This window comes from Klebsiella sp. GFKo11, assembly GCF_056490265.1.
Map to the genome: position 1 here is coordinate 5369103 of NZ_CM151369.1, position 26378 is coordinate 5395480.

Sequence of the window (26378 nt, forward strand, 5' to 3'; positions counted from 1 at the left end):
TACGCATACAAGCCCCTATGAAAATTAATTATCTGGATGATGAAGATCTCTCTTTTCTCCATCAATGTAGTGAAGAACATCTGGCAACATTCACGCGTATTCTGACCCACAACGAGAATGGCAAGCCACGTCTCTCAAGCACACTATTACGTAATGAAACTTTTCAGGCGATGGAAGGACATCCTGAACGCTATCGTCGTAACTGGCAGTTGATCGCCGGGGAGCTCCAGCACTTTGGTGGCGATAGCATTGCCAATACGCTTCGTCGTCACGGCAAGTTCTATCGAGCAATCCTGCTGGATGTTTGCAAACGATTGAAAGTCAAAGCTGATAAACAAATGTCCACACCTGAAATTGAGCAACATCTGTTGGAACACTTCCTGGAACATAGTTGGAAGAAGATGGATGACCAACAGAAAGCCGATTTCTTCACTGCCGTGGAGTGTCGAGTCAAAGAGCAAAAAGAGCTACTTCCCCATCTGATCCAGACACATAAGCTGGCACAAGGGGTCTCGCATATTCTTGAAGCACGCTTGACGAAGATTCTCCGCACCCACGCTGCGGTCAGCGTTATCGGCCATGGTTTAGTCCGCGGTGCAGGGCTTGGCGGCCCCCTCGGCGCAGCGGTTAATGGTGTAAAAGCCGTTAGCGGTAGCGCTTATCGAGTCACCATCCCGGCAGTGCTCCACGTCGCTTGTTTAAGGCGAATGGCCAGGCTTCATCAGGCAGAATAATAAATTGGTGAAAAATACCCCGCCAGATCATAGACAGTGCTGCAACTCCTCATTATTATGCCGCGCCCTGTCGCTAAGTGGCGGGGTAATGCTTCCCTTTCTAATCAATATTTTGAGGAATTATGGGCAACACTAAGTTGGCTAATCCGGCACCGCTGGGCCTTATGGGCTTCGGCATGACCACTATTTTGCTTAACCTGGCGAATAGCGGCCTGTTCGCGTTCGATGTAGCTATCCTGGCGATGGGCATTTTTTACGGCGGTATTGCGCAGATTTTTGCCGGCCTGCTGGAATTTAAAAAAGGCAACACCTTTGGTTTAACCGCATTTACGTCCTACGGCGCCTTTTGGTTGACGCTGGTCGCGATTCTTCTGATGCCGAAAATGGGCCTTGCTGAAGCGCCTAACGCGCACTTCCTCGGCATGTACCTCGGCCTGTGGGGAGTCTTTACCCTGTTTATGTTCTTTGGCACCCTGAAAGCCGCACGTATGCTGCAATTTGTCTTCCTGAGCCTGACCGTGCTGTTTGCTCTGCTGGCGATTGGCCACCTGGTTGATAACGAAGGCATAGTTAAGATTGCCGGCTGGGTGGGTCTGGTCTGCGGCGCTAGCGCCATCTATCTGGCGATGGGTGAAGTGTTGAACGAGCAGTTTGGCCGCACCGTTCTGCCAATCGGCGAAAAGCATTAATTCACTTCGCCGCCCGATAGCGGGCGGCAAAGTGGGTCACCTTGATTTAAGGCAGGCGCTGCAGCTCACCTTGTGGTGCAGCGACCTGTTTATCCAGCCCCTGGCGTAGCCAAATCCCCAGCCCCAATCCCATAAACGACAGCGCCAGCACATACCAGGCAGGTGCCATCGGCGACACGCCCATCAGCATGGTCACAGCAATCGGCGTCAGGCCGCCGAAGATGGCATAAGACACGTTGTAAGAGAATGAAATACCAGTAAATCGCACCTCCGCCGGGAAAGCACGCACCATCACATACGGTACCGCCCCCACCACGCCGACACACAACCCGACCGTGCCATAGAGCAGAAACAGACGCTGCGGGCTATCGCCGGAAAGATGATAGAAAGCCCAGCTAGAGGCCGCCAGAAATAAACTCCCGACAATAAACGTACGGCTGGCACCAAACTTATCGGCCGCCAGGCCTGCCAGCAGACAGCCGATGCATAACATGATGGTGGCGATGCTGTTAGCTTGCAGGGTGATTGCAGGGGCAAAACCATAGTGCTTTTGCAGCCAGACCGGCGACATCAGAATCACCACCACCACCCCGGCGGATAAGAGCCAGGTCAGCAGCATAGAAACGACCACTGCTTTTTGATGCTTCAGCGCAACCGCCTTAACCGGCAACTCCTGCGCTAACGCTTTGCGCTGCTGCATTTCAAGGAAAATAGGCGTCTCCTGCAACCAACGACGCAAGTACATGGCGACAAGACCAAACGCGCCGCCTAACAGGAAAGGAATACGCCAGCCGCCATCGTGGATACCCTGCGGGGTCATATTGGTATTAATCAGCGTTGCCACTACCGATCCCAGTAAGATGCCCACCGTCAGACCCGCAGTCAGCGTACCGCATGCGATACCAATCCTTTTCTCTGGTACATGTTCTGCGACGAAGACCCAGGCCCCGGGAACTTCACCACCAATGGCAGCCCCCTGAAGAATACGCATAAACAACAGTAGCAGCGGCGCCAGCAGCCCCATTGATTCATAAGTTGGCAGCAGACCAATCGCCAGCGTCGGCAGCGCCATCAGCAAAATGCTCAGGGTAAACATTTTCTTACGCCCGACCAGATCGCCGAAGTGGGCCATAATGATGCCGCCGAGAGGACGTGCTAAATAGCCCGCGGCAAAAATACCGAAGGTCTGTACCTGGCGCAGCCACTCAGGAATATCTGCCGGGAAGAACAGCTCGCCGACGACGGCAGCGAAGAAGACAAAGATAATGAAATCATAAAACTCCAGCGCTCCACCGAGGGCGGCCAGCGTCAGAGTTTTATAATCCTGTCGATTCAGAGGTCGGGTGTTTTGTGACATAACGGACAATCATCCAGAAGTATGAAGGTGTTTTACGCAACGTGTAAAGTAAAAAACACTATATCGTAAATAAAACAACACACCACAGACGATGCAGGTTATGTCAGGAATGCATCAAATTCAGGATAAAGTTTCACGCCTTGCGCTTTTAGGACGAAAAGCTGCTACCACATCGGGATTGGTTTCAACATAAGGTCCCTCAAGTAACTGTACACAATACGGTACACTTGCAAACACACCGTGCACCAGCACCTTGCCTTCAGCATCTTTAACACCTTCCAGCGTTTCTTCGATGGCTTTTGGCTGGCCAGGGAGATTGAGGATCAGCGCCTGCTTGCGGATAACGCCTACCTGGCGAGAAAGAATAGCCGTCGGCACAAAGTGCAGGCTGACCTGGCGCATTTGCTCGCCAAAACCAGGCATAACCCGATCGGCAATCGCCAGCGTCGCATCCGGGGTCACATCGCGTCGCGCTGGACCAGTACCGCCGGTAGTCAGCACCAGATGACAACCCATTTCATCAACCAGTTCACACAGAGTTTGCTCGATAATAACCTGCTCATCCGGGATTAAACGGGTCTGTAATTCGAAAGGCGTGGTCAGCGCACGCGCTAGCCACTCTTCAAGCGCCGGAATGCCTTTATCCTGATAGACGCCGCTGGAGGCGCGATCGGAAATGGAAACTAAGCCGATTCGTAAGGTGTTCATGATTATTCCGTTCAAACAGTATTAATAGACAGAATAATACACCGAGGGGGGCAAGGCAGACAGTTTAATGTGGCCGACGGGCGTCGGCCACATGCGGGATTACAGCAGATCGCCGATCATTTTTTCCAGTTTTTCCTGGTCGATCGCAAACTTACGGATACCATCCGCCAGTTTGTCTACTGCCATCGGATCCTGGTTATGCTGCCACAGGAACTGGGATTCGGTAATGCGAGCCGGACGCGCTTTAACTTCACCGCTGAACGCCAGTTTGCGTTCGATTGCACCTTCGCTTTCCGCCAGCTCTTTCAGCAGGGTTGGAGCGATGGTCAGGCGGTCACAGCCAGCCAGTTCCAGAATTTCGCCGAGATTACGGAAGCTCGCGCCCATAACCACAGTTTCATAGCCGTGCTGTTTGTAGTATTCGTAGATTTCTCTTACGGAAACCACGCCTGGATCTTCTGCCGGTGCATATTCTTTCTTATCGGTGTTCGCTTTGTACCAGTCGAGGATACGGCCAACAAACGGAGAAATCAGGAACACGCCCGCTTCCGCACAAGCACGCGCCTGAGCGAAGGAGAACAGCAGAGTCAGGTTACAGTTGATGCCTTCTTTTTCCAGCTGCTCAGCAGCACGGATGCCCTGCCAGGTAGAAGCCAGTTTGATCAGAATGCGATCGTTACCGATGCCAGCATCGTTATACAATTTGATGATGCGCTTAGCTTTGGCAATCGACGCCTCGGTGTCGTAGGACAGACGAGCGTCAACTTCGGTGGAAATACGGCCTGGGATCAGCTTGAGGATTTCGAGACCGATGTTCACCGCCAGCTTATCGGAAGCATCGATAATCTGCTGTGCGCGATCGCTGCTCTGGCCACGGGCCCAGGCAACAGCATCATCAATCAGCTTACGGTACTCAGGAATCTGAGCCGCGCCGAGAATCAAAGAAGGGTTGGTCGTGGCATCCTGAGGCTGATACAGCTTCATTGCCGCGATATCTCCGGTATCAGCTACGACAGTGGTGTACTGACGCAGAGAAGTCAATTTATCCGTCATGATAGTGTTTCTCTTAAACAGCAGTTAAGGGGATGTAACCGGTCTGCCAAGATGATAACACGCTGCCGGGTCAGCGCAACCGCCGACAATGTAAGAGCGCAGAGTGTGATAAACTCAGCCAATTAATTATCTGAACACTAAAGGATTGTCACTGAATTGGTAGCGCTTACACTCGCGCGCCGGCATGGACAAGAGGATGTTTAATGCCTGATTTTCTGTCTTTTATCAATGAAGTACTCTGGGGCTCGGTAATGATTTACCTGTTACTGGGCGCTGGTGTCTGGTTTACCTGGCGAACAAAATATATTCAGTTTCGTTATGTTCGCCAGTTTGGCAAAAGTCTGAAAAAAAGTCTTCAGCCGCAGCCTGGAGGATTAACATCCTTTCAGGCATTGTGTACCAGTCTGGCTGCGCGCGTCGGTAGCGGTAATTTGGCCGGCGTCGCACTCGCCATTACCGCTGGTGGACCCGGAGCTGTTTTTTGGATGTGGGTCTCCGCCCTGCTCGGTATGGCCAGCAGCTTCGCTGAGTGCTCCCTCGCACAGCTGTATAAAGAACGCGACTCTCGCGGGCAATTTCGCGGCGGGCCCGCCTGGTACATGGCTCGAGGATTAGGCATGCGCTGGATGGGAGTCCTGTTTTCCATTTTGCTACTGATAGCCTACGGCGTCATTTTCAACACCGTGCAGGCCAACTCCGTTGCGCATGCGATGGAGTACGCATTCCATTTACCCGAGATTATCACCGGCAGTGTGCTCGCGATTCTTACCCTATTGGTTATCGTTCGCGGCATTCGTGGCGTAGCACGATTAATGCAATGGGTAGTCCCCGTGATGGCCCTGCTTTGGGTGATGGCCAGCCTTATCATCGGTCTCTGGCATTTCACCGCGCTGCCGACGATTTTTGAAACCATTTTCCGCTGTGCCTTCGGTTGGCAAGAAGCGGCCGCAGGCGCGGTCGGCTATACCATTAGCCAGGCACTCACCAGCGGTTTTCAGCGCGGTATGTTCTCCAACGAAGCTGGCATGGGTTCGACACCGAATGCCGCGGCGGCGGCGGCTTCCTGGCCCCCGCATCCTGCCGCTCAGGGAATCGTCCAAATGATAGGCGTCTTCATTGATACGATAGTGGTCTGCACTGCCAGCGCCGTGATCATCATGCTCGCGCCGAGAGACGACAACGGTGAGGCGGTGAACGGTATTCAGGCGATTCAACATGCCATGAGCAACCTCGTCGGCGGCTGGGGGTCCAGCTTTGTCGCCTTTATCGTATTGCTTTTCGCCTTCAGTTCCATCGTTGCAAACTACATCTATGCCGAGAATAATCTGATCTTTCTGCGCCTGGATAGTACACGGAACATCTGGGTGCTACGACTTCTCACGCTGAGCATGGTTGTCACCGGAGCGATGGTCAGTTTACCGGTTGTCTGGCAGATGGCGGATATCATCATGGCACTCATGGCGATTACTAACCTGACGGCAATCCTGCTGCTGTCGCCAACGGTACGGATCATTGCCAGTGATTACCTACGCCAGCGCCGACTGGGGCAGCGACCAGAGTTTGATGTCACCCGCTATCCCGAGATTCAACAGCAACTGGTGCCGGGGACCTGGGATAATCTGCCGCGTGAATAACGCGGCAATCGCAGCTATCGATCCTCCCAGGACTTTTTTTTGATAAAGTCATAACAAATTTCCCGCAAGGACTGGATATGCTGATTCTGATTTCACCTGCAAAAACGCTTGATTATCAAAGCCCGCTGGCGACCGCTCGCTATACCCAGCCTGAACTATTAGAGTATTCTCAGGAGCTTATCAGCATCGCCCGTCAGCTATCAGCACCGCAAATAGGTAAGCTGATGAGCATCAGCGATAAACTGGCTGACCTCAATGCGACCCGCTTTCATGACTGGCACCCGGATTTCACACCGGATAACGCCCGTCAGGCCATTCTGGCGTTTAAGGGCGATGTCTACACTGGCCTACAGGCAGAAACCTTTAGCGAAGCTGACTTTGATTTTGCCCAGCAGCATCTGCGTATGCTCTCCGGCCTTTACGGCGTGCTACGCCCGCTGGATCTCATGCAGCCTTATCGCCTGGAAATGGGCATTAAGCTTGAAAACGCAAAAGGCAAAGACCTGTATCAGTACTGGGGAGAGGTGATTACCGATAAGTTGAATCAGGCGCTGAAAGCGCAAGGTGACGATGTCGTGATTAACCTGGCCTCTGATGAATACTTCAGATCGGTCAAAACCAAACAGCTTGAGGGTCAGTTGATTAAGCCGGTTTTCCTCGATGAGAAAAACGGTAAGTTCAAAGTGATCAGCTTCTATGCTAAAAAAGCGCGCGGCTTAATGAGTCGTTACATTATTGAAAATCGCTTAACCAAACCCGAGCAGCTAACCCACTTTGATAGCGAAGGTTATTTCTTTGATGCCGATGCTTCAGACAAAGGCGAGATGGTATTTAAACGCTACGAACAGTAAAACAGACTCCCCTGGCGCAGAACGGCGCGTCAGGGGAGCATGCTTCAGGCTTAACCCATCATCAGCTTACGCAGCGCGGCATAATCTGCAGGCAGGTTATGTGACAGCAGTGGCAAGTCAGCACGATCGGCCAGCTCTCTCGGCAGCGGCAGCGTCTCTTGAAGAATCTCTTCCACGCTCTCTTTAAATTTCGCCGGATGTGCCGTTCCAAGGAACAGACCATACTCACCAGGCTGCAACTGGTCGCGCAGCGCGCGATAAGCAATCGCCGCATGCGGTTCTGAGGTATAGCCAATGGCTTTCAGTTCACGCATGGTGTCTTTGGTGGTTTCATCATCCACCGCCGCGTAACCTAACTCGTTCAAACGCCAGGTCTTGCGGCGGAACAGTTCTTCCACGCGCGGCCAGTTATTCGGCTGGCTGACGTCCATGGCGTTAGACAAGGTAGCCTGTGTCGCTTTCGGCGACCAGTTACCGTCCTGCAGGAAGCGCGGCACGGTATCATTGGCATTGGTTGCCGCAATAAAGCGTTTGATCGGCAGGCCCAGAGACTTCGCCAGCAGACCCGCAGTCAGGTCGCCAAAGTTGCCGCTTGGCACAGAGATAACCAGTTGATTACGGGCTTCCTGCGGCAGCTGTGCTACCGCTTCAAAGTAGTAGCAAATCTGCGCCAACAGGCGGCTAATATTAATTGAGTTTGCCGAATTCAGACCTAGCGCAACCTTCAGCTCTTCATCGTCAAAAGCCTGCTTAACCAGCGCCTGACACGCATCAAAATCACCATCGATAGCGACGGTCTCGATGTTTCCACCGAGGGTACAGAACAGTTTTTCCTGCAGCGGGCTGATTTTGCCGCTCGGATAGAGGATGACGACCTTGACGTTTGGCAGGCCATAAAACGCGTGTGCCACCGCCGCACCGGTATCGCCCGACGTTGCCGTCAGAATGGTCACCGGTTTGTCGCCCGCGATATGGGTCAGCATCTGCGCCATAAAGCGGCCGCCGAAGTCTTTAAACGCCAGCGTTGGGCCGTGGAACAGCTCCAGGCAGCCCACGTCGTCTTGCACTTTGCTGACCGGCGCCGGGAAGGCGAAGGCTGCGCCGATACGCTCTTGCAGGACCGCCTGCGGGATCTCATCGCCAATCATTGCCGATAAAATTTTCGCGCTACGCGAGACAAAATCCAGCGCCAGCATGTCATCGATTTCGCTCAGGTTGAATTCCGGCAGATCGTGCGGAAAGAACAGTCCCTGCTGCTTGCCAAGCCCCTGCGTCACGGCCTGCGCAAAGCTGACCTGTTCGTTATGATCTTTTAAGTTATAGAGTTTCATTGGTTATCCCACTACTCGAGCGCCCGCCGTGTCCAGCCGACAAATATGAACGAAGCCTTCCTGATTTTGCAGATAGTGCGTAGCCAGCCAGTCGGCGACGCGCTGCGCGGTTTCCGGTTTATCGCATAACGCGAACAACGTCGGACCGGAACCGGAAATGCCGCACGCCTGCGCGCCAATTTCCATTGCTGCCTGACGCGCTTCGCTGAAGCCCGGCAGTAGTTTGGTACGATACGGTTCGGCAATCACATCTTTCATCAATTTCGCCGCCAGCTGAGGCTGACGGGTATAGCAGGCGTGAATGAAGCCCGCCAGATGGCGACCGTGTGCAATACAGTCCTGGCGGCGATACTGTGCCGGGAGAATCGCCCGCGCTTCCGCCGTTGAGACTTTAATCCCCGGATAAGCCAGCACCCATAGCCACTCGTCAAACCCTGGAATCTGCTGACTGATGATGCCGTTTTCTTCAAGCATCAACTGGATACCGCCAAGGTAGCAAGGCGCGACGTTATCGTAATGAATACTGCCGGAAATCCGCCCTTCCATCTCGCCCATCAGCGCCAGCATCCGGGTTTCATTGAGCGGTTTACCGCAGAATTCATTCATTGCCACCAGCGCAGCGACGACGGAACAGGCGCTGGAACCCAGGCCGGAACCGATCGGCATATTTTTTTCCAGCGTCATCGCCACCGGGATCTTTTTGCCAATTTCCTGACAGAAACGCTCCCAGCATTGATAGACGATATTTTCCTGCGGAACTGTCGGCAGCTTGCTGGCGAAACGACCAACGTTTTGCAGGCTGAAGCTCTCAGCGGCTTCCACCGTCACATTGTCTCCCAACAGCGTACCGTCGACCGGCGTCACCGCAGCCCCCAGCACATCAAACCCGACGCTCATATTAGCACTGGAAGCCGGGGCATATACTTTGACCATCTTAAACTCCTAACTTCCATGACAGGGTACGCAGCAGGTCAGCGAATACGCCCGCCGCCGTTACATCGTTACCCGCGCCATAGCCGCGCAGCACCAGCGGCAGCGGCTGATAATAGTGGCTGTAAAAGGCCAGCGCGTTCTCGCCGTTTTTCACTTTGAACAGCGGATCGTTGCCGTCAACCGCGGCAATTTTCACGCGGCAGGTGCCATCCTCTTCGATGTTACCAACATAACGCAAGACTTTACCTTCATCGCGCGCTTTAGCGACCCGTGAGGCAAACTCATCATCGAGAGAAGGCAGGCGTGCCATAAAGCTTTCAACATCGCCGCTGGCGTCAAAACCTGCCGACAGCGCCGGCTCAACGATAATGTCAGACAGCTCCAGCTCACGTCCGGTTTCACGTGCCAGGATCAGCAGCTTGCGCGCAACATCAACGCCGGAAAGATCGTCACGCGGATCCGGTTCGGTGTAGCCCATCTCACGCGCCAGCTTCGTTGCATCAGAGAAACTCATGCCTTCATCCAGCTTACCGAAGATAAACGACAGCGAGCCGGACAGAATACCGGAGAAGTGCAGCAGCTCATCGCCAGCATTCAGCAGATTTTGCAGGTTTTCAATGACCGGTAGGCCCGCGCCGACGTTGGTATCGTATAAGAACTTACGCCGAGAGCTGCTCGCGGCATGACGCAGTTGGTGATAGTAATCGAGTGATGAAGTATTCGCCTTTTTGTTCGGCGTGACCACGTGGAAGCCTTCGCGCAAGAAATCCGCGTACTGATCGGCGACGGCCTGGCTGGAGGTACAGTCGACAATAACCGGGTTCAACAGGTGATACTCTTTCACCAAACGAATAAGTCGACCCAAATTAAATCCATCTTTGGCCTCCACCAGCTCATCGCGCCAGTGTTCAAGATTGAGACCGTGTACGTTGGTCAGCAAAGCGTGAGAATTGGCGACGCCGCAAACGCGCAGATCGATATGTTTACTCTTCAGCCAGCTTTGCTGGCGCTTGATCTGTTCGATCAGCGCACCTCCGACACCGCCGACACCGATAACAAACACTTCAATGACCTGATCGGTATTGAACAGCATCTGGTGAGTCACGCGCACGCCGGTTGTTGCGTCATCATTGCTGACAACAACAGAGATGGAACGCTCAGAAGAGCCCTGAGCAATCGCGACAATATTGATGTTGGCGCGCGCCAGCGCGGCAAAGAACTTGGCGGAGATACCGCGCAGAGTCCGCATCCCATCACCGACAACAGAGATGATCGCCAGACGGTCCATAATAGAAAGCGGTTCCAGTTGGCCCTCTTTCAGTTCCAGATAGAACTCTTCTTCCATCACCCGCTTCGCCCGCGCGCAGTCGCTCTGCGGTACGCAGAAGCTGATGCTGTATTCCGAAGAGGATTGGGTGATCAAAACGACAGAAATTCCGGCGCGAGACATGGTAGCAAAAACACGCGCCGCCATTCCTACCATGCCTTTCATGCCCGGACCGGAGACGTTGAACATCGCCATATTATTAAGATTGGAGATCCCCTTCACCGGCAGACCATCTTCATCAAGACTCGCACCGATAAGCGTGCCTGGTGCCTGCGGGTTACCCGTATTTTTGATTAAACAAGGGATCTGGAACTGGGCGATTGGCGCAATGGTACGCGGGTGCAGAACTTTGGCACCAAAATAAGAAAGCTCCATCGCTTCCTGATAAGACATCGACTTCAGCAGGCGCGCATCTGGCACCTGACGAGGGTCGCAGGTATAAACACCATCGACGTCAGTCCAGATTTCACAACAGTCGGCGCGCAGGCAGGCAGCCAGTACCGCGGCGGAGTAGTCAGAACCGTTACGACCCAGAACCACCAGTTCACCCTTTTCATTGCCCGCGGTGAAACCGGCCATCAGCACCATATGGTCTGATGGGATCTGACTGGCGACAATGCGGCGAGTCGATTCAGCGATATCAACTGTGGACTCAAGGTAGTGACCTACTGCTAGCAATTTTTCGACTGGGTTAATGACCGTGACGTGATGACCACGCGCTTCCAGCAGACCGGCCATAATCGCGATAGAAAGCTTTTCACCCCGGCAGATTAGCGAAGCGTTGACGCTATCCGGGCACTGCCCAAGCAGGCTGATACCGTGCAGCACATGCTTGATTTGCGCAAATTCTTGCTCAACAAAAATTTTCAGCTGAGCAAGCGGGAAACCAGGTTGGGCCTCAGCTAGCCCCTGCAGAAGTTCGGCAAAAATGCGTTCGGCATCGGCGATATTGGTAAGTGCATCCTGACCACCGATCGTTTTCTCAATCATCGCAACCAGGTGGTTAGTAATCTTCGCAGGGGCAGAAAGTACGGTGGCTACCTGCCCCTGCCTGGCATTGCTCTCCAGAATATCGGCAACTCGCAGAAAACGTTCTGCATTTGCCACTGATGTACCGCCGAACTTCAACACACGCATGGTTGTAACCCCTTAATCTTTTATCGAAAAAAAAGCCCGCACTGTTCAGGTGCGGGCTTTTTTCTGTGTTTCCTGTACGCGTCAGCCCGCACCGTTACCTGTGGTAATAGTGGTGGTGATAATCGTGGTAATCATGCCGATGCGATTCATGGATGTTGTGTACTCTGTAATTTTTATCTGTCTGTGTCCTGTGCCTATATTGGTTAAAGTATCTGTCGACTTAAGTCAACGATTTTCTACTTTTAGCCATTTTTTGCGCACCCGGTCAATGCGCCATAATTACCTGACAATCCCCCCGGGTTTACGCATAAGGACAGATGAAATCAGAATATAAAACCATATAAAAATAATATGACAGCACTTTACTCTGATAGGTTTTTTTCAATATCATGCAATAAACGATGCAGCATCGCAGTATCGCGCTGTTGTAAAAGACCGATTCGCTGCTGTAGCCAATCGGTAAGTTTTATATCATCCCCGACACCCAGTCGGGTGAGCAAGTCGAGCGTTCTTAGACGTAATGCCTGCAGCTGATTATCATCCACGCCGGCAGATGTCGCCGGGGTTTGCTGCAACAAAGAGGTCAGTTGATAGCAATACACCATCACCGACTGTCCTAAGTTCAGCGAAGGATAGTCCGCCACCATCGGTACACCAGTCAACACATCGGCAAGGGCCAGCTCTTCGTTAGTTAGCCCGGAATCTTCACGACCAAACACCAGCGCGGCATGATTCATCCACTGCGCTTTCTCCTCCAGCAGCGGCAACAGCTGCTGCGGCGTCGCGTAGTAATGGAAACGCGCCCGGCTACGGGCAGTGGTGGCAACAGTAAAATCGACATCATGTAGCGCCTGCTCCAGGGTGGGATAAGTGCTGATATTATCGAGAATATCCCCGGAGCCGTGTGCAACCCAGCGCGCCGCAGGCTGCAAATGAGCATCGCTATCGACGATACGCATGTCGCTAAACCCCATTGTTTTCATTGCTCGTGCTGCAGCACCTACGTTCTCAGCCCGAGCGGGGGACACTAATACAATTGATAAACGCATTCGGTTTCTCTTTTACCTTTTTACGCAGCGGAAATATCACTCCACGCGTTCATTTTACGCGTTGAGAATTTACAAATTTGCAACAAAAATCACTAAATTTGAGTTTGATCACCCATAAAAAAAACTAAACTATTCCCAAGGCCCCACGACACGGAGTATGTTAACAGAACGTCTTTATCCATATGTTTGGCAATGAAATTTATGTCAGAGTACGTTTCAAGGCGTTGGATTCATCATATTTATTATTTTCTTAGCGCAACTAATTGAGCCGTGTATGAATTGTGACTATGAATCGCATATCGATGCAATGATTTCACAAGACTGTTAACGTGCTACAATTGAACTTGATATATGTCAACGAAGCGTAGTTTTATTGGGTGTCAGGACTCTCTTAGCCTGTTATGTTGCTGTTAAAATGGTTAGGATGACAGCCGTTTTTGACACCGTCGGGTCCAGAGGGAAAGTACCCACGACCGAGCTAATGTTGTTGTTGACGTTGATGGAAAGTGCATCAAGAACGCAATTACGTACTTTAGTCATGTTACGCCGGGCATGTTAATTTGCGACATGTACCAGGCAGGTCAGGGACTTTGGTACTTCCTGTTTCGATTTAGTTGGCAATTTAGGTAGCAAACATGCAGACCCCGCACATTCTTATCGTTGAAGACGAGTTGGTAACACGCAACACGTTAAAAAGTATTTTCGAAGCAGAAGGTTACGATGTATTCGAAGCGACCGATGGCGCGGAAATGCATCAGATCCTGTCTGAAAATGATATCAACCTGGTGATCATGGATATTAACCTACCAGGTAAAAATGGTCTCCTGTTAGCACGCGAATTGCGTGAACAGGCGGACGTCGCGCTAATGTTCCTTACCGGTCGCGATAACGAAGTGGATAAGATTCTTGGCCTCGAAATCGGTGCCGATGACTATATCACTAAACCATTTAACCCTCGTGAACTGACGATTCGCGCACGCAACCTGCTCTCCCGTACCATGAATCTGGGTACGCCGAGTGAAGAACGCCGCAGCGTAGAAAGTTATAAATTCAACGGTTGGGAACTGGATATCAACAGTCGTTCACTGGTAAGCCCAAATGGTGAGCAGTACAAGCTGCCGCGCAGTGAATTCCGCGCCATGCTGCACTTCTGCGAAAATCCAGGCAAAATCCAGTCTCGCGCAGAACTGCTGAAGAAAATGACCGGTCGTGAGCTTAAGCCACACGATCGTACCGTAGACGTGACCATCCGTCGCATTCGTAAGCATTTTGAGTCCACTCCGGATACCCCGGAAATCATCGCCACCATTCATGGCGAAGGGTACCGCTTCTGTGGCGACCTGCAGGAATAACTCTGGTTCTCTTGCGGTAATAACGTAAAAACGGCGCTATTCGCGCCGTTTTTTTTATTTCCAGATTCTGAGTTTGTCGTCGCTCCCACTATCACCACCGTCATTGCCATCGCCACCTGGCTGCTCTTCCTTCGGCTTCGGGAGAGATAAAGCATACCAGTCAACATGGCGCGTCAGGAACATCAGCGCACTCAACGCCAATAGCAGCACTCCAGTCCCCAACAACAAGGCACTATCTTCTGAACGCAAGAGCATCCACATCACACCATCCAGCAGTAATAACGCGCAGACGAAAAGCAAACTATTACGCCACCCTTTCATGACGGCATGCAGATACACCCCGTTGATTAATGCCCCTATCAGGCTGGCGACAATCCAGGATGGTGTAAAGCCGATATGCTCAGAAAGCGCCAGCAATACCAGGTAGAACATCACTAACGACAGCCCCACCAGCAGATACTGCATCGGGTGCAAACGGCGCTGGGTTAAACTTTCGAATACGAAAAATGCCATGAAAGTTAGTGAAATCAACAGAATGGCATATTTCGTCGCTCGATCGGTCAGCTGGTACTGATCGGCTGGTGTGGTAACGTTGACGTTGAAAGCAGGCAGCTGTCGCCACTCAACCTCCCGATCGTCAACAAAAAACTTCGCCATGTTGTTGGCAAACCAGCTGCTTTGCCAGTGAGCGCTGTAGCCCGAAGCGCTGACCTCACGGTTAACGGGAAGAAAATCGCCGAGAAAACCAGGGTGTGCCCAGTTGCTGGCCAGTTGCAGTTCACTGTTGCGTCCGATCGGCACCACCGAGAAGCTCCCGGTTCCGTTCAGGTTAAGTGTGAATTCAACATCCAGCGTTTTTTGTTCAGATGATAACAACGGCATCGGCATATGAATGCCCTCTCCGCTACCGCTAAGACCGAGCCCTGGCTCTACGGACAACGTCTCACCATTAATCTGCGGCGCGACGATAGCGCCAATCCCGCGTGCATCGCTAACGCCGACCACCATAAAAGGTTGGCCCAACGCAATATTGTCTTTTTTGAGTTCAGCCAGACGGGAAACGTCGAAATGCGCTTTAATTCCGAGATCGTTGTGCCAAATTTGACCTTCATAAATGCCGATTTTCCGCGATTCAACATTCTGTTTTCCGGTTATCGCCAGCGTTTCTGGCAACCAGTAATGCAGCCAACTACGTTGATACTCAACCTCTTTTTTATCTTCAATGCGGGTCAGCGTCTCGGTAACGGGAATAGCAATCAGCGGCCCGGTCAGCTTTTGCGGCCCGCTAGTACTGCTCTGTAGAGCATCGACAACATCGCTGCGATAATCCGCACGTTCAACGATCAGTTGCCTGACGATCATCAGCGGGATCGACAACAGTAAAATGCATCCCAGCAGGGTGCTCATTTTCCAGAATAGTGGTGATTTCAACATAGCCCTCTCCTTAGTGATGGGTACACCTTAGATGGGCTATGTGGGGGGAGTTTGAAGCTATGTGAAGTGAGCGTGAAGTCTTAGCAAAGCGCACACGCCGCCTTCGGGACGATTGATCAACTGGATATCTCCCTGATGTAAGCGTGCGACTTCACGGACAAATGCCAGGCCCAGACCACTACTTTTATGACCATTTTCTCGCGGTAAAGAATAGAAACGCTCAAAGATGCGTCCCAGGGCATAATCTGGAATACCGCTACCCGTATCGCTCACCGTTAATAGCACGCCTCCATCGCTTTCCTCTGCGCCAAGCAGGATCTCTCCTTCAACAGGCGTAAAATCAATAGCGTTATCCAGCAAATTACCTAACGCCTGCGCCAGGAGTTCGCTATCGCCCTCAACTGACAGATTGGTTTCCTGCCAGCAGAGAGTGAGATTTTTCGCCGCCAGCGCTATTTCACGCTCCTCAGCCAGGCGGCTAAAAAGAGCAGCGACAGAGACAGGGCGCCGCGCAATCTCCAGCCTGTTTTCAAGACGCGCCTGCTGGAGCAAATTCTCCACCAGAGACTGCATCCGCGCATTTTGCGCGAGGATATTGCCAGTAAAGCGCGCAGCTATCTCAGGTGGAGGACCTTCATGGAGAATTTCCGCCGCGCCGCGAATTGCCGCCAGCGGACTCTTCAGCTCATGAGTCAGCGCATAAACATAGTTCTCAATCGCGTTTTTACCCTCCAGCTTGAGACGCATACTCTCCAGCGCCTGCGCCAGTTTACGCAGTTCTCTGCTGCCCACATCCGGCAACGGAACCGGCCGGTCGGCAGTCACCGAATCTGCGTAACGAACCAGCTTACCGATGGAGAAATTAATCCACCACACCATCCCAGCGCCAATCAGTAGTGCAATTCCCAGCAGTGCGCCGCTCGCCCACAGAATACGCCGCTCGCTACGTTTGATAACCGGTGCCATGGCCAGGTTCGGTTTGCCGACGCTCAGCACGCCAATAATTCGACCATTATCAGTGACCGGTGCGGCGATATACATAATCGAACTATTATCATCGTTCGGGTCACTGCGCGTGCTGCGCGCACCGTACTGTCCGCGCAATGTAAGCCAGACATCGTTCCAGCGAGAGTAGTCTTGTCCCAGCGCTTTACCCGTGGAATCAAACACCACCTTCCCTTGCGCATCGGTCATGTAGACGTGATATTCATTGCGAACTTTGTTAATACCGGCGATGTTGGCGTTGATCGGCTGACGATGAAGCGTCTGAAAGGCCTGGGCCAGGCGTCCATGCTGCGGATCGGCGGAAAGCAGGTCCTCACGAGCCAGCTCTGCGAGCAAGGTCGCGGTATCGATCAACGTGTCTTCCGTTGCCCGCCGCACGCCCGGCTTAATCTCCTGGACGAAAATGGAGAGAACAAACCACGCCGCAATCGCCACAATCAAGAAGTAGCCCAACAACAAGCGCATCCCAATGCGCATCAGAAGCCTCCGAGGCTATAGCCCATGCCGCGATGCGTATTGATGGGGGAGATGTTGGGATTCACTTCGCGCAGCTTAGCGCGCAGGGTTTTGATATGGGTATCAACGGTGCGATCGAAGCTCTCGTTCGCATCGCCCCATACCTGCTCCATAAGCTGCTGGCGGGAAAATATGCGACCAGGGGCGTGCAGTAGCGTTTTTAACAGCAGAAACTCATAGCGGGTGAGATTCAACGATTGACCGTACCACGTCACCAGGGCGGAGGCATCATTGAGCGTAAACTCCCCCACGCGCATTAGCGACGAAGGAGCCGCGAATTTCTGCAACCGCCGCAGGACAGTGCGCACTCTGGCGCAGACTTCACGAGGGGAAAAAGGCTTGGCGATATAATCATCAGCACCGATTTCCAGGCCAAGTAACTTATCCACCTCTTCACTGCGGGCCGTCAGAAACAGCACCGGCAGCGCCGGATGGCGGGCCAGCAGTCGACGGCATAGTTCAAAGCCGCTGATATCAGGCAGCCCAACATCCAGAATCGCCAGGTCGGGTACCTGAAGGTGGGCCGCATCAAGTGCAGGCAGTCCACGTTCAAACGCCGTAACGATAAAACCTTCCTGTTGCAGCATGTAGACCAGCGTATCCGCAATGCTCAACTCATCTTCCACCAACCAGATCCGCGGTTGTTGCATCGTCGTTCCCTGTTATTTATTCCATGGCATAATTGGCACGGCGCTAATGGCATTCTTCGGCGAGCCGTCAACGATTTTATCCGAATAGGTCAGATAGACCAGCGCGTTACGTTTGGCATCGTAAAAACGCACGACCTGCAGCTTTTTAAATACCAGCGAGGTACGTTTCTGGAAGACTACATCGCCCTGGGTTTTGCCTTTTTTAATTTTATCCGTCAGCTCAATGGGCCCTACCTGCTGACAGGATATCGCGGCATCAGAGGTATCTTCCGCCAGACCCAATCCGCCTTTAATTCCCCCGGTTTTCGCCCGGCTGATATAGCACGTCACGTTCTGGACATCCGGGTCGTCAAAAGCCTCAACGACTATCTTATGGTCCGGTCCGAGAAACTTAAACACGGTATCCACCGAGCCGATTTGCTCCGCCTGCGCCATCTGACAGCCGGCCAGTAAAAACATACCCGCAACTAACTTCTTGTATTTCATATTGTTACCATTTTTAAAAATTTAGCTGAGTGATTATCACACATTAAGAAGAAAAGTTTTATAGATCACAGCTTTACAAAATTACCACCATAACATCTGGAATAATCGCATTTAAAAGCAAAAAAAACACTGAATGCTAAAACATCAAAAAATGCTATTATCCGCTACCTTTAGTATCAGGCACCTGAGTTTAAGGATGGGGATATTTTATGGATCAAGCAGGGATTATTCGCGATCTCCTTAGCTGGCTGGAAGGTCACCTGGATCAACCACTCTCACTGGACAATGTGGCAGCGAAGGCAGGCTATTCCAAGTGGCATTTACAAAGAATGTTTAAGGACGTAACCGGCCACGCCATCGGTGCCTATATTCGCGCCCGTCGCTTATCCAAGTCGGCGGTAGCCCTACGCCTGACCGCGCGTCCGATTCTGGATATTGCGTTGCAATATCGCTTTGATTCGCAGCAGACCTTTACGCGCGCGTTCAAAAAGCAATTCTCACTAACGCCAGCTCTTTATCGTCGTTCTCCAGACTGGAGCTCTTACGGTATGCGCCCCCCACTGCGTCTGGGCGAGTTCGCGATGCCGAAACACGAGTTTGTCACTCTTAACACGACTCAACTGGTTGGCGTCACCCAGAGCTACACCTGCAAGCTGGAGGAAATCTCCGATTTCCGTAACCAGATGCGCGTCCAATTCTGGCGAGAATTCCTTGCTAATACGCCGACGATACCCCCGACCTTGTACGGGCTGCATGAGCCGCGTCCAAGCCAGGATAAAGACGATGAGCAAGAGGTGTTCTACACCACCGCGCTGACGCCAGAACTGGCTAACGGTCACCTGCACAACTCCCATCCAGTTATTCTGGAAGGCGGCGAGTACGTGATGTTTACCTACGAAGGTTTAGGTACGGGTTTACAGGAATTTATCCTGACGGTTTACGGCACCTGTATGCCGATGCTCAACCTCACCCGCCGTAAGGGTCTGGATATTGAGCGTTTCTTCCCGGAAGATGAAAGCCGGAATCAGGAACCACCTATTCAGCTGCGCTGTGAGTACCTGATCCCGATTCGTCGTTAACGCTGTAGTTCATCCATCGCGGGGGCATCAAGATGCGAAACATCCCCCGCGGTTTCTACAACCCAGCCTGATGCCAGCCAGGGGCTTTGCTGATAATCAACGCGGGAAATGGAGCAGTTGCGCAAGCGCAAGCGACGCTCGGCATACGCCGGCAAGCCAAGAATCGTACTCACCAGACAGCCCAGCGCCATCCCATGACTCACCAGCAGCGGCCGACTGCCCGCAGGCAGTTCCAGACAAGACGCCAGCGCCGCATGCATACGATCGCTCAGCTCTTGCATTGACTCCCCTTGCGGAATACGACCGTCTGGCGTGCCGTTAACCAGTTGCCGACGCCAACCCTCTTCTTCCTCGCTCAACGAGTCGATATGGCGTTTCTCAAGCACGCCCATATCCAGCTCACGCAAGCGGGGCTCAGGAATGATGTTGCAACCACAGGCTTCAGCAATGATTTCCGCTGTGCGCCGCGTACGGCCTAAATCGCTGGCGATAATATGCGTGATGCCCAACGTTCTGGCACGCTCGCCGACTTGCCAGGCCTGACGCTCACCGTGGGCGGTAAGTGGACTGTCCGACTGGCCCTGAATACGTCGCTCGGCGTTCCACTGCGTTTCGCCGTGGCGAACAAGGTATACCTCTAACATGCTTTATTATCCGTTCTGAGCTCTTAACCATTGAGTGACAAGCATAGCCGCCAGCAACAACAATGATTTGGAGTATACTGCGATGATGTTAAGTAATTCTGAGTTGTTTTGATTATGCACCATGTTGTCTCAGCTACCACTAATCCCGCCAAAATTCAGGCAATTCTGCAGGCTTTTAACGAGATCTTCGGTGAAGGATCCTGCCATATTGAGTCCGTCTCCGTCGAGAGCGGCGTGCCGGAACAGCCATTCGGTAGCGACGAAACGCGCGCTGGCGCACGAAACCGCGTGACGAATGCGCGCCGCGCGCAGCCAAATGCCGACTTCTGGGTAGCCATTGAAGCCGGGATCGACGAAGGCAGCACTTTTAGCTGGGTAGTGATTGATGATGGGAATCTGCGCGGCGAAGCGCGCTCAGCGACTCTGCCGCTCCCACAAGTTATTCTTGAAAAAGTTCGCGCTGGCGAAGCCCTGGGGCCGGTGATGTCGCAGTATACCGGCATCGATGAGATTGGTCGCAAAGAGGGAGCCATTGGCGTGTTTACCGCCGGGAAGCTTACGCGCAGCAGCGTTTATCATCAGGCGGTCGTGCTGGCGCTAAGCCCGTTTCATAACGCTATTTATCGTTAACTTTCAGCAGCGATTGTTCCAGCCACTGGCGAAGCTCCGCCGGGGCTGACTTCAGGCTATTTGAGCCACGGGTGATAGTCGCAATCCCGGCGCCAAGCTCGTTTTTCAGCTCGCGCTGGCTCATCTCGCCGCGCAGCAGCTCTTCAATAATACGCACTCGCGTCCCCAGCGCCTCGCGCTCGTCGGGAGTCAGCATGAGTTGTAAAAGCGGCAGATGCAAATCGTCGGCGTATGCCTGCTGCAAAAGCGCCACGAAGCGCAGCCACTCCTGATGACGCTGTTCGGCTACGGCTGCTGAATAAGGGGATTGTTGGGTCATGTTACGCCACCTGTCGTGTGTACTCACTAACGAGTACAAAGCATAACATACTTCTGTCCGTACTCTATGGATTTCGGGCAACATAGCAAAATGCTATGTTGCCCGAAGGTGATGGTATTAGTAGCGCAGCTTCCACTCCGCATCGCTCATAAGCGTATCTTTTTGTCCCATGAAGTAGCGATAGTAGGCATCATAAGACAGGACGTTTTTCACGTAACCGCGCGTTTCCGAGAACGGAATACTCTCGATAAACGCCACTGCATCGATACGCCCACCGCTGTTGCCGCGCCAGGTACGAACGCGTCCAGGACCCGCATTATAGGCAGCAGAGGCGAAGATACGATTGTTGCCAAACTGCTGATAAACATATTGCAGGTAGCTGGTACCGATGTTGATATTCATTTCCGGATCCAGCAGCTGCGACGTGCCGCTGTAACCCGGAATATTAAACATCTTCACCGTATGCGTAGCCGTACCCGGCATAATCTGCATCAGGCCGCGGGCCCCCACCGGTGAACCGGCTTTCGGGTTCCAGGCGCTCTCCTGACGCGCAATCGCCATCGCGTAGCTTTGCGGGATATCTTTACCGCTGATATAGCGGGTAAAGATGTCGTTATAAGCCAGCGGAAAACGCTCTTCCAACTGATCCCATAATTTCCCGGCGATCGTGGCCTGGACGCTGAGATCCCACCAGTTCTGATTAAACGCGTACCGCGCCAGCTGCGCCTGCTGATCTTTGGTCTTGCTGGTCACCAGGTTCGCCCACTCGCTACGCGCGGTATTATCCATATTCCAGTACATTAGCTCGCGAACCCGCGCCATTTCCGGCCCGGAGGTTAACGCCGGATCGAGATTAGCCGGCGCTTTATCGATGCGGAAAGTGTACTCTTCGCCAAGACGCTGGGCAGCGACCATCGGGTAGAAGCCGCGTTGTTGCATCAGAGAACGCAGAATGTCTTTGGCTTCATCATCACGCCCGCGCTCCAGCAGCAGATCGGCCTGCCAGTAGCGCCATTCATCCTTCTCTTTCGCCTCCATCGGCAAACGCGCCAGCCAGGTGTTCAAACCACGTCGATCTGCAGCGCCAAGCGCCATCCGCACCCGGCGTTCCACCAGCGAGGTGGATTGCGAACGCATAATGGCATCATCGCGCCAGATAGCCTGCTCTTCGGTCACGTCGCTGCCCATCAGACGCCAGGCGACAATATCCCGCAGCTCCTGGGTCTGGTCTTCATTCAGCTGCTGTGCCTGCGCTAACGATGGGATCATCAGGCGCGCATTTTCCACATCCTGACGCGCAACGCTGGCAAAAGCGACCGCCGCCATCTGGCGCGTAAAGTCCGTCGCCCCGGTAGTGCGTGCGAAAGTCATGACGCTATTGGGATCGTTAGCCAGCGCGACAACCGCCGTCGAAATCGTTTGATAATCAGACGGCATCTGCTGGGCCAGAACCCGTACCAGACTGGTATTCCCCGCTTTCATCGCCAGACGGATCCGCTCAAGGTAAGCCAGCGGATCCTGCTGGCCGGAGGCGCGCCAGGCACCAAACAGCTGGTCGCAGGCATTTGGCTGGCTTTTGCCACTCAGCCACAGCTCTTTCGCCCCATCCCAGGCTTCCTGCGTTTGGCCCACACTCCATTTTGCATAGTAGTAATTACACTGTGCTTCGGTGCTGGCTGGTTTATCCGGGCTGAAGGACAACAGTCCACGCCAGTCGCTACGACGCGCCAGCTCGTTGACGAAACGTGATTTCAGCGATCGCGCCGGGGGCAGCGTCGGGTTGGAGGCGATAAAATTGGTCACCACCAGAGCGGGTTGGTTCATCAAATCATCGGTTATCTGCCGGTACTGGAGATAAGGATAGAGCGGGTAAGTCGTCAGCGTCGGCATCAACTGGTTAACGACATCCATTTGTCGGTTGTCCCACGCCTGTTTAATTTGAGCATAGCGGCTGCGTTGTTCATCCAGTGAATCCGCATGCGCCAGTTGGCTTAGCGTCAGTAGACATACGCTGGCCGCCAGCAGGCGCCAGGTAACGTGTTTGGCTTTGTCCACAAGCTCTTCCTCTTATCGTGTTACGTCTGTGCAGCATCATGCCGCTTAATAGATTCATGCTAATCAGACATTGCAGAAAGTGCCACGTTCCGGACACTTTTTTACTTTTGTTGCGAGTGAGCTCTGCTGGCTGGGATTAGAACGTGAAAAAGGCTACACTTCGCCTTTGATAACTATTCACTACCCTACTCAAAATCATTCTGGCTGCATCAAGGCGGCAAAAGAGAAAATCCCTGCGAGCATAGATGGCTATGTAACCGGGGTTTTCGAATGCAGCCAACACAGAGGCAGCCTGAAGGATGAAGAGTATATAAAAGAGGCGAAGTCCAACGTGGCTCAATTCGTTTATACCATGCATCGTGTCGGCAAAGTGGTTCCGCCGAAACGTCATATTCTGAAAAATATCTCCCTGAGCTTTTTCCCAGGTGCAAAAATCGGCGTTCTCGGCCTGAACGGCGCCGGTAAGTCTACCCTGCTACGTATTATGGCCGGCATTGATACCGATATCGAAGGCGAAGCTCGCCCGCAGCCCGGCCTTAAAATTGGCTACCTGCCGCAGGAACCAAAGCTGAATCCAGAGCAGACCGTTCGTGAATCGGTCGAAGAAGCCGTGGCCGAAGTGGTCAACGCGCTGAAGGGTCTGGACGAGGTGTACGCTAAGTACGCTGAACCGGATGCCGATTTCGACAAACTCGCCGCTCAGCAGGGCAAGTTTGAAGAGATCATCCAGGCGCACGATGGCCATAATCTGAACGTGCAGCTTGAGCGCGCCGCGGATGCACTGCGTCTGCCGGATTGGGATGCCAAAATCGCCAATCTGTCCGGTGGTGAACGTCGCCGCGTGGCGCTGTGCCGTCTGCTGCTCGAAAAGCCAGACATGCTGCTGCTCGACGAACCGACTAACCACCTGGATGCCGAATCCGTGGCGTGGCTGGAACGCTTCCTGCACGACTTCGAAGGTACCGTCGTGGCGATTACCCACGACCGTTACTTCCTCGATAACGTTGCCGGCTGGATCCTCGAGCTTGACCGTGGCGAAGGTATTCCGTGGGAAGGTAACTACTCCTCCTGGCTGGAGCAGAAAGATCAGCGTCTGGCGCAGGAAGCTTCTCAGGAAGCGGCCCGTCGTAAATCTATCGAGAAGGAGCTGGAGTGGGTTCGTCAGGGCGCGAAAGGCCGTCAGTCTAAGGGTAAAGCCCGTCTGGCACGCTTTGAAGAGCTGAACAGCGCTGAATACCAGAAACGTAACGAAACTAACGAACTGTTTATTCCACCAGGAGCTCGTCTGGGCGATAAAGTGGTTGAAGTCAGTAACCTGCGTAAATCTTACGGCGATCGTGTACTGATTGACGACCTGAGCTTCTCAGTACCGAAAGGGGCTATCGTCGGCATCATCGGTCCAAACGGTGCGGGTAAATCCACCCTGTTCCGCATGATGTCCGGTCAGGAAGCGCCTGATAGCGGCACCATTACCCTGGGCGACACCGTGAAGCTGGCCTCCGTTGATCAGTTCCGTGACGCGATGGATAACAGCAAAACCGTGTGGGAAGAAGTTTCCGGCGGACAAGATATTATGCGTATCGGCAACACCGAAATGCCAAGCCGTGCCTACGTGGGCCGCTTTAACTTTAAGGGTGTCGATCAGGGCAAACGCGTCGGCGAACTGTCCGGCGGTGAGCGCGGTCGTCTGCATCTGGCGAAGCTGCTGCAGGTTGGCGGTAACGTACTGCTGCTCGATGAACCAACCAACGACCTGGACATCGAAACCCTGCGCGCGCTGGAAAACGCCCTGTTGGAATTCCCGGGCTGCGCAATGGTTATCTCGCACGACCGTTGGTTCCTTGACCGCGTAGCAACCCACATTCTGGATTATCAGGATGAAGGTAAAGTCGAGTTCTTTGAAGGTAACTTCACCGAATACGAAGAGTACAAGAAACGCACCCTCGGCGCAGACGCGCTGGAGCCGAAGCGTATCAAGTACAAGCGTATCTCGAAATAAAAGCAAAAGGGCAACGCAAGTTGCCCTTTTTAATGTCTGCTCCCTCTCCCCAAAGGGGCGAGGGGATCAACCCTCTGCACCGGGCAGGTCGGTTTTCTCCCTCTCCCCGTGGGAGAGGGTCGGGGTGAGGGCATCAGACCGCAGAGGTACTGAACTACCCCTGCTCACCCATCATCTCTTTGACCAGCTCGACGCAGCGCAGGAATCGGGCATCGTAATCCGCCTCTTTTACATGCACGAAGTCGATCTCATTCTCTCTGAGCAGCGACACCAGCAGCGTCTGGAACTCCTTGCGATCCACTGAACTACCAAGGCTACGCAGACCATCGGCCACCCAAGGCGTATTGTTTTCCAGCAGGATAACCAGATCAAAGCGATACTCATCGATCAGCGCCTGAACGAAAGGATGTTCCCGACCTTCATACTTCAGACAAAATGCCTGGGTGCTGACGAAATCGGTATCGATAAACGCCACCTTATTGGCGTATTTCACCGCAAAATCAATATACTGCGCATGGCCGAGAGCAATCTTGTCATAGTCGGAATATTGCAAAGCCATCTCATCGCCACCGAGATGCGAAAAGACATAATCACGGCCATATTCCCAGGCGCTGGTGGTGTTAAATATATTGGATAGCTTATTTACCAGGGTCGACTTACCGCTCGACTCGCCGCCGAGAATCGCTACCGTGCGCACGAAAAACGGCTTCACCTCGGTAGGAATATATTCCCAATAGCGGAACGGGTTTTCACGAATCTGACCACCACTGATGCTCATAAAGGTGCGTTTCGGATCGACAAGTACGGTTTCGATGCCCAGATGCTCCAGATACTGCGACGCATCGGCCTCTTCCGAGGTGTAGATCCAGTTTGGCTCGATACCCTTCTCGCTCATAAAGGCGCGGATCCCACGGCTCCAGACATCCCAGCCGTGCGGATAAGGCTCCATGCCCTCTTCATTAAAGGCATGGATGCGAATATTTTTCTGATACTTAAAGGTTTGCAGCAGCCAACGCAGGCGATCGGGGACGGTCGGCTGCTGCGACATCGCGCTCTTTTCAAACAGTTCACGATCGCGAGGATCGTCGTAACCCATAATGATATGCAGCTCATCGACCTGGCTACAGGCGCGCTGAATCAAATAAATATGCCCGGTATGCAGCGGATAAAATTTACCAAAAACCACGCCCACGCTTTTTTGCCGACGCGGAAATTCCAGCCCCAGAAACCGGTGCAGCGCTTCCAGCTTCTGCGCGCTCGGGCTTTTAATTTTGGCGTTCAGCAACTGGCTCAAATAGCCTTTTGTCATCCCGCTGGCGTCCGCCACCTGCTGTAGCGTACAACCCTTCTGCTTAATGGCGCTTTTTAAATAGTCAAATGACGACATAGCGAGTCTCCTTTTAACT

At 53.0% G+C, this 26378-nt stretch carries 24 protein-coding genes, 1 pseudogene and 1 other annotated feature; of the genes and pseudogenes, 8 read left to right on the forward strand and 17 right to left on the reverse strand.

Annotated features, from left to right (window positions below; translation table 11 throughout):
• Window positions 1-17 precede the first annotated feature (17 nt).
• Both msyB and satP read left to right on the forward strand, forming a co-directional pair.
• Window positions 18-767: pseudogene (gene msyB / locus AC07P6_RS25765) on the forward strand (acidic protein MsyB).
• Between the two features lie 89 nt (window positions 768-856).
• Window positions 857-1423, forward strand: coding sequence for an acetate uptake transporter (gene satP, locus AC07P6_RS25770; protein WP_110272667.1), 567 nt, complete (start codon window positions 857-859; stop codon window positions 1421-1423).
• A gap of 46 nt (window positions 1424-1469) precedes the next feature.
• On the opposite strand, the gene AC07P6_RS25775 is transcribed toward satP, so the two are convergent.
• From AC07P6_RS25775 to tal, 3 genes are all read right to left on the reverse strand, one after another.
• The gene (locus AC07P6_RS25775) at window positions 1470-2780 is read right to left on the reverse strand and encodes an MFS transporter (RefSeq protein WP_304255794.1); all 1311 of its coding nucleotides are present in this window, start codon (window positions 2778-2780) and stop codon (window positions 1470-1472) included.
• Between the two features lie 120 nt (window positions 2781-2900).
• Entirely contained in the window at window positions 2901-3488 is a 588-nt protein-coding gene (gene mog, locus AC07P6_RS25780; protein ID WP_110272669.1) for a molybdopterin adenylyltransferase, read from the reverse strand.
• A 99-nt stretch (window positions 3489-3587) separates the two neighbouring features.
• Window positions 3588-4541 carry a transaldolase gene (gene tal / locus AC07P6_RS25785; RefSeq protein WP_110272670.1) on the reverse strand — a complete coding sequence of 318 codons (954 nt, stop codon included), beginning with the start codon at window positions 4539-4541 and terminating at the stop codon, window positions 3588-3590.
• 203 nt (window positions 4542-4744) lie between these two features.
• On the opposite strand from tal, the gene AC07P6_RS25790 reads away from it, so the two are divergent.
• Window positions 4745-6175 carry an alanine/glycine:cation symporter family protein gene (locus tag AC07P6_RS25790; RefSeq protein WP_478314993.1) on the forward strand — a complete coding sequence of 477 codons (1431 nt, stop codon included), beginning with the start codon at window positions 4745-4747 and terminating at the stop codon, window positions 6173-6175.
• A gap of 77 nt (window positions 6176-6252) precedes the next feature.
• Complete coding sequence (gene yaaA / locus AC07P6_RS25795; protein ID WP_478314994.1) at window positions 6253-7026, forward strand: peroxide stress protein YaaA; 774 nt, start codon at window positions 6253-6255, stop codon at window positions 7024-7026.
• A 50-nt stretch (window positions 7027-7076) separates the two neighbouring features.
• Here yaaA and thrC read toward each other — a convergent pair whose 3' ends face one another.
• The 6 genes from thrC to yjjY all read right to left on the reverse strand — a co-directional run bounded on the left by thrC (window position 7077) and on the right by yjjY (window position 13343).
• Complete coding sequence (gene thrC, locus AC07P6_RS25800; RefSeq protein WP_478314995.1) at window positions 7077-8357, reverse strand: threonine synthase; 1281 nt, start codon at window positions 8355-8357, stop codon at window positions 7077-7079.
• 3 nt (window positions 8358-8360) lie between these two features.
• Window positions 8361-9290 carry a homoserine kinase gene (gene thrB, locus AC07P6_RS25805; RefSeq protein ID WP_181483689.1) on the reverse strand — a complete coding sequence of 310 codons (930 nt, stop codon included), beginning with the start codon at window positions 9288-9290 and terminating at the stop codon, window positions 8361-8363.
• Window position 9291: 1 nt separating this feature from the next.
• The gene (thrA, locus tag AC07P6_RS25810) at window positions 9292-11754 is read right to left on the reverse strand and encodes a bifunctional aspartate kinase/homoserine dehydrogenase I (protein WP_181483690.1); all 2463 of its coding nucleotides are present in this window, start codon (window positions 11752-11754) and stop codon (window positions 9292-9294) included.
• A 25-nt stretch (window positions 11755-11779) separates the two neighbouring features.
• Window positions 11780-11897, reverse strand: a sequence feature (Thr leader region).
• Window positions 11836-11904, reverse strand: coding sequence for a thr operon leader peptide (gene thrL, locus AC07P6_RS25815; protein ID WP_004222578.1), 69 nt, complete (start codon window positions 11902-11904; stop codon window positions 11836-11838). (Overlaps the previous feature by 62 nt.)
• A gap of 212 nt (window positions 11905-12116) precedes the next feature.
• Window positions 12117-12803, reverse strand: coding sequence for a tRNA/rRNA methyltransferase (locus AC07P6_RS25820; RefSeq protein WP_434660213.1), 687 nt, complete (start codon window positions 12801-12803; stop codon window positions 12117-12119).
• Window positions 12804-13202: 399 nt separating this feature from the next.
• Window positions 13203-13343, reverse strand: coding sequence for a YjjY family protein (gene yjjY / locus AC07P6_RS25825; RefSeq protein ID WP_110272677.1), 141 nt, complete (start codon window positions 13341-13343; stop codon window positions 13203-13205).
• A 95-nt stretch (window positions 13344-13438) separates the two neighbouring features.
• Between yjjY and arcA the strand changes: the two genes are divergently transcribed.
• Window positions 13439-14155 (forward strand): two-component system response regulator ArcA, encoded by a 717-nt coding sequence (gene arcA, locus AC07P6_RS25830; protein ID WP_004132265.1) that lies wholly within the window; start codon window positions 13439-13441, stop codon window positions 14153-14155.
• Between the two features lie 54 nt (window positions 14156-14209).
• Here the strand turns inward: arcA and creD are convergent, their stop codons facing one another.
• Genes creD through creA form a run of 4 tightly spaced genes read right to left on the reverse strand, consistent with a single transcriptional unit; the run spans window position 14210 to window position 18246 of the window.
• Window positions 14210-15589: a cell envelope integrity protein CreD gene (gene creD, locus AC07P6_RS25835; protein ID WP_478314996.1), complete on the reverse strand. Its 1380-nt coding sequence runs from the start codon at window positions 15587-15589 to the stop codon at window positions 14210-14212.
• 57 nt (window positions 15590-15646) lie between these two features.
• Window positions 15647-17071 (reverse strand): two-component system sensor histidine kinase CreC, encoded by a 1425-nt coding sequence (gene creC / locus AC07P6_RS25840; RefSeq protein WP_478314997.1) that lies wholly within the window; start codon window positions 17069-17071, stop codon window positions 15647-15649.
• Window positions 17071-17760 (reverse strand): two-component system response regulator CreB, encoded by a 690-nt coding sequence (gene creB / locus AC07P6_RS25845; RefSeq protein ID WP_304255780.1) that lies wholly within the window; start codon window positions 17758-17760, stop codon window positions 17071-17073. The genes creC and creB overlap by 1 nt, the downstream gene beginning before the upstream one ends.
• 12 nt (window positions 17761-17772) lie before the next feature.
• A complete protein-coding gene (gene creA / locus AC07P6_RS25850) occupies window positions 17773-18246 on the reverse strand; it encodes a protein CreA (RefSeq protein ID WP_434660217.1) in 474 nt (157 codons plus the stop codon).
• Between the two features lie 209 nt (window positions 18247-18455).
• Here creA and robA point away from each other — a divergent pair, with 209 nt between their 5' ends.
• On the forward strand, window positions 18456-19325 hold the full coding sequence (gene robA, locus AC07P6_RS25855) for an MDR efflux pump AcrAB transcriptional activator RobA (protein ID WP_110272681.1): 870 nt from the start codon (window positions 18456-18458) through the stop codon (window positions 19323-19325).
• Here the strand turns inward: robA and gpmB are convergent.
• Entirely contained in the window at window positions 19322-19969 is a 648-nt protein-coding gene (gene gpmB / locus AC07P6_RS25860; RefSeq protein ID WP_182236155.1) for a 2,3-diphosphoglycerate-dependent phosphoglycerate mutase GpmB, read from the reverse strand. The two genes, robA and gpmB, sit on opposite strands and share 4 nt — an antisense overlap.
• A 114-nt stretch (window positions 19970-20083) precedes the next feature.
• Between gpmB and yjjX the strand changes: the two genes are divergently transcribed.
• Window positions 20084-20599: an inosine/xanthosine triphosphatase gene (gene yjjX / locus AC07P6_RS25865; protein WP_112215068.1), complete on the forward strand. Its 516-nt coding sequence runs from the start codon at window positions 20084-20086 to the stop codon at window positions 20597-20599.
• On the opposite strand, the gene trpR is transcribed toward yjjX, so the two are convergent.
• The gene (trpR, locus tag AC07P6_RS25870) at window positions 20586-20918 is read right to left on the reverse strand and encodes a trp operon repressor (RefSeq protein ID WP_110272684.1); all 333 of its coding nucleotides are present in this window, start codon (window positions 20916-20918) and stop codon (window positions 20586-20588) included. The genes yjjX and trpR overlap by 14 nt on opposite strands.
• Window positions 20919-21035: 117 nt before the next feature.
• Complete coding sequence (sltY, locus tag AC07P6_RS25875) at window positions 21036-22973, reverse strand: murein transglycosylase (RefSeq protein ID WP_478314998.1); 1938 nt, start codon at window positions 22971-22973, stop codon at window positions 21036-21038.
• Between the two features lie 331 nt (window positions 22974-23304).
• Between sltY and ettA the strand changes: the two genes are divergently transcribed.
• Window positions 23305-24972, forward strand: coding sequence for an energy-dependent translational throttle protein EttA (gene ettA / locus AC07P6_RS25880; RefSeq protein WP_110272790.1), 1668 nt, complete (start codon window positions 23305-23307; stop codon window positions 24970-24972).
• Between the two features lie 154 nt (window positions 24973-25126).
• On the opposite strand, the gene nadR is transcribed toward ettA, so the two are convergent.
• Entirely contained in the window at window positions 25127-26359 is a 1233-nt protein-coding gene (nadR, locus tag AC07P6_RS25885) for a multifunctional transcriptional regulator/nicotinamide-nucleotide adenylyltransferase/ribosylnicotinamide kinase NadR (RefSeq protein WP_181483698.1), read from the reverse strand.
• Between the last annotated feature and the right edge of the window lie 19 nt (window positions 26360-26378).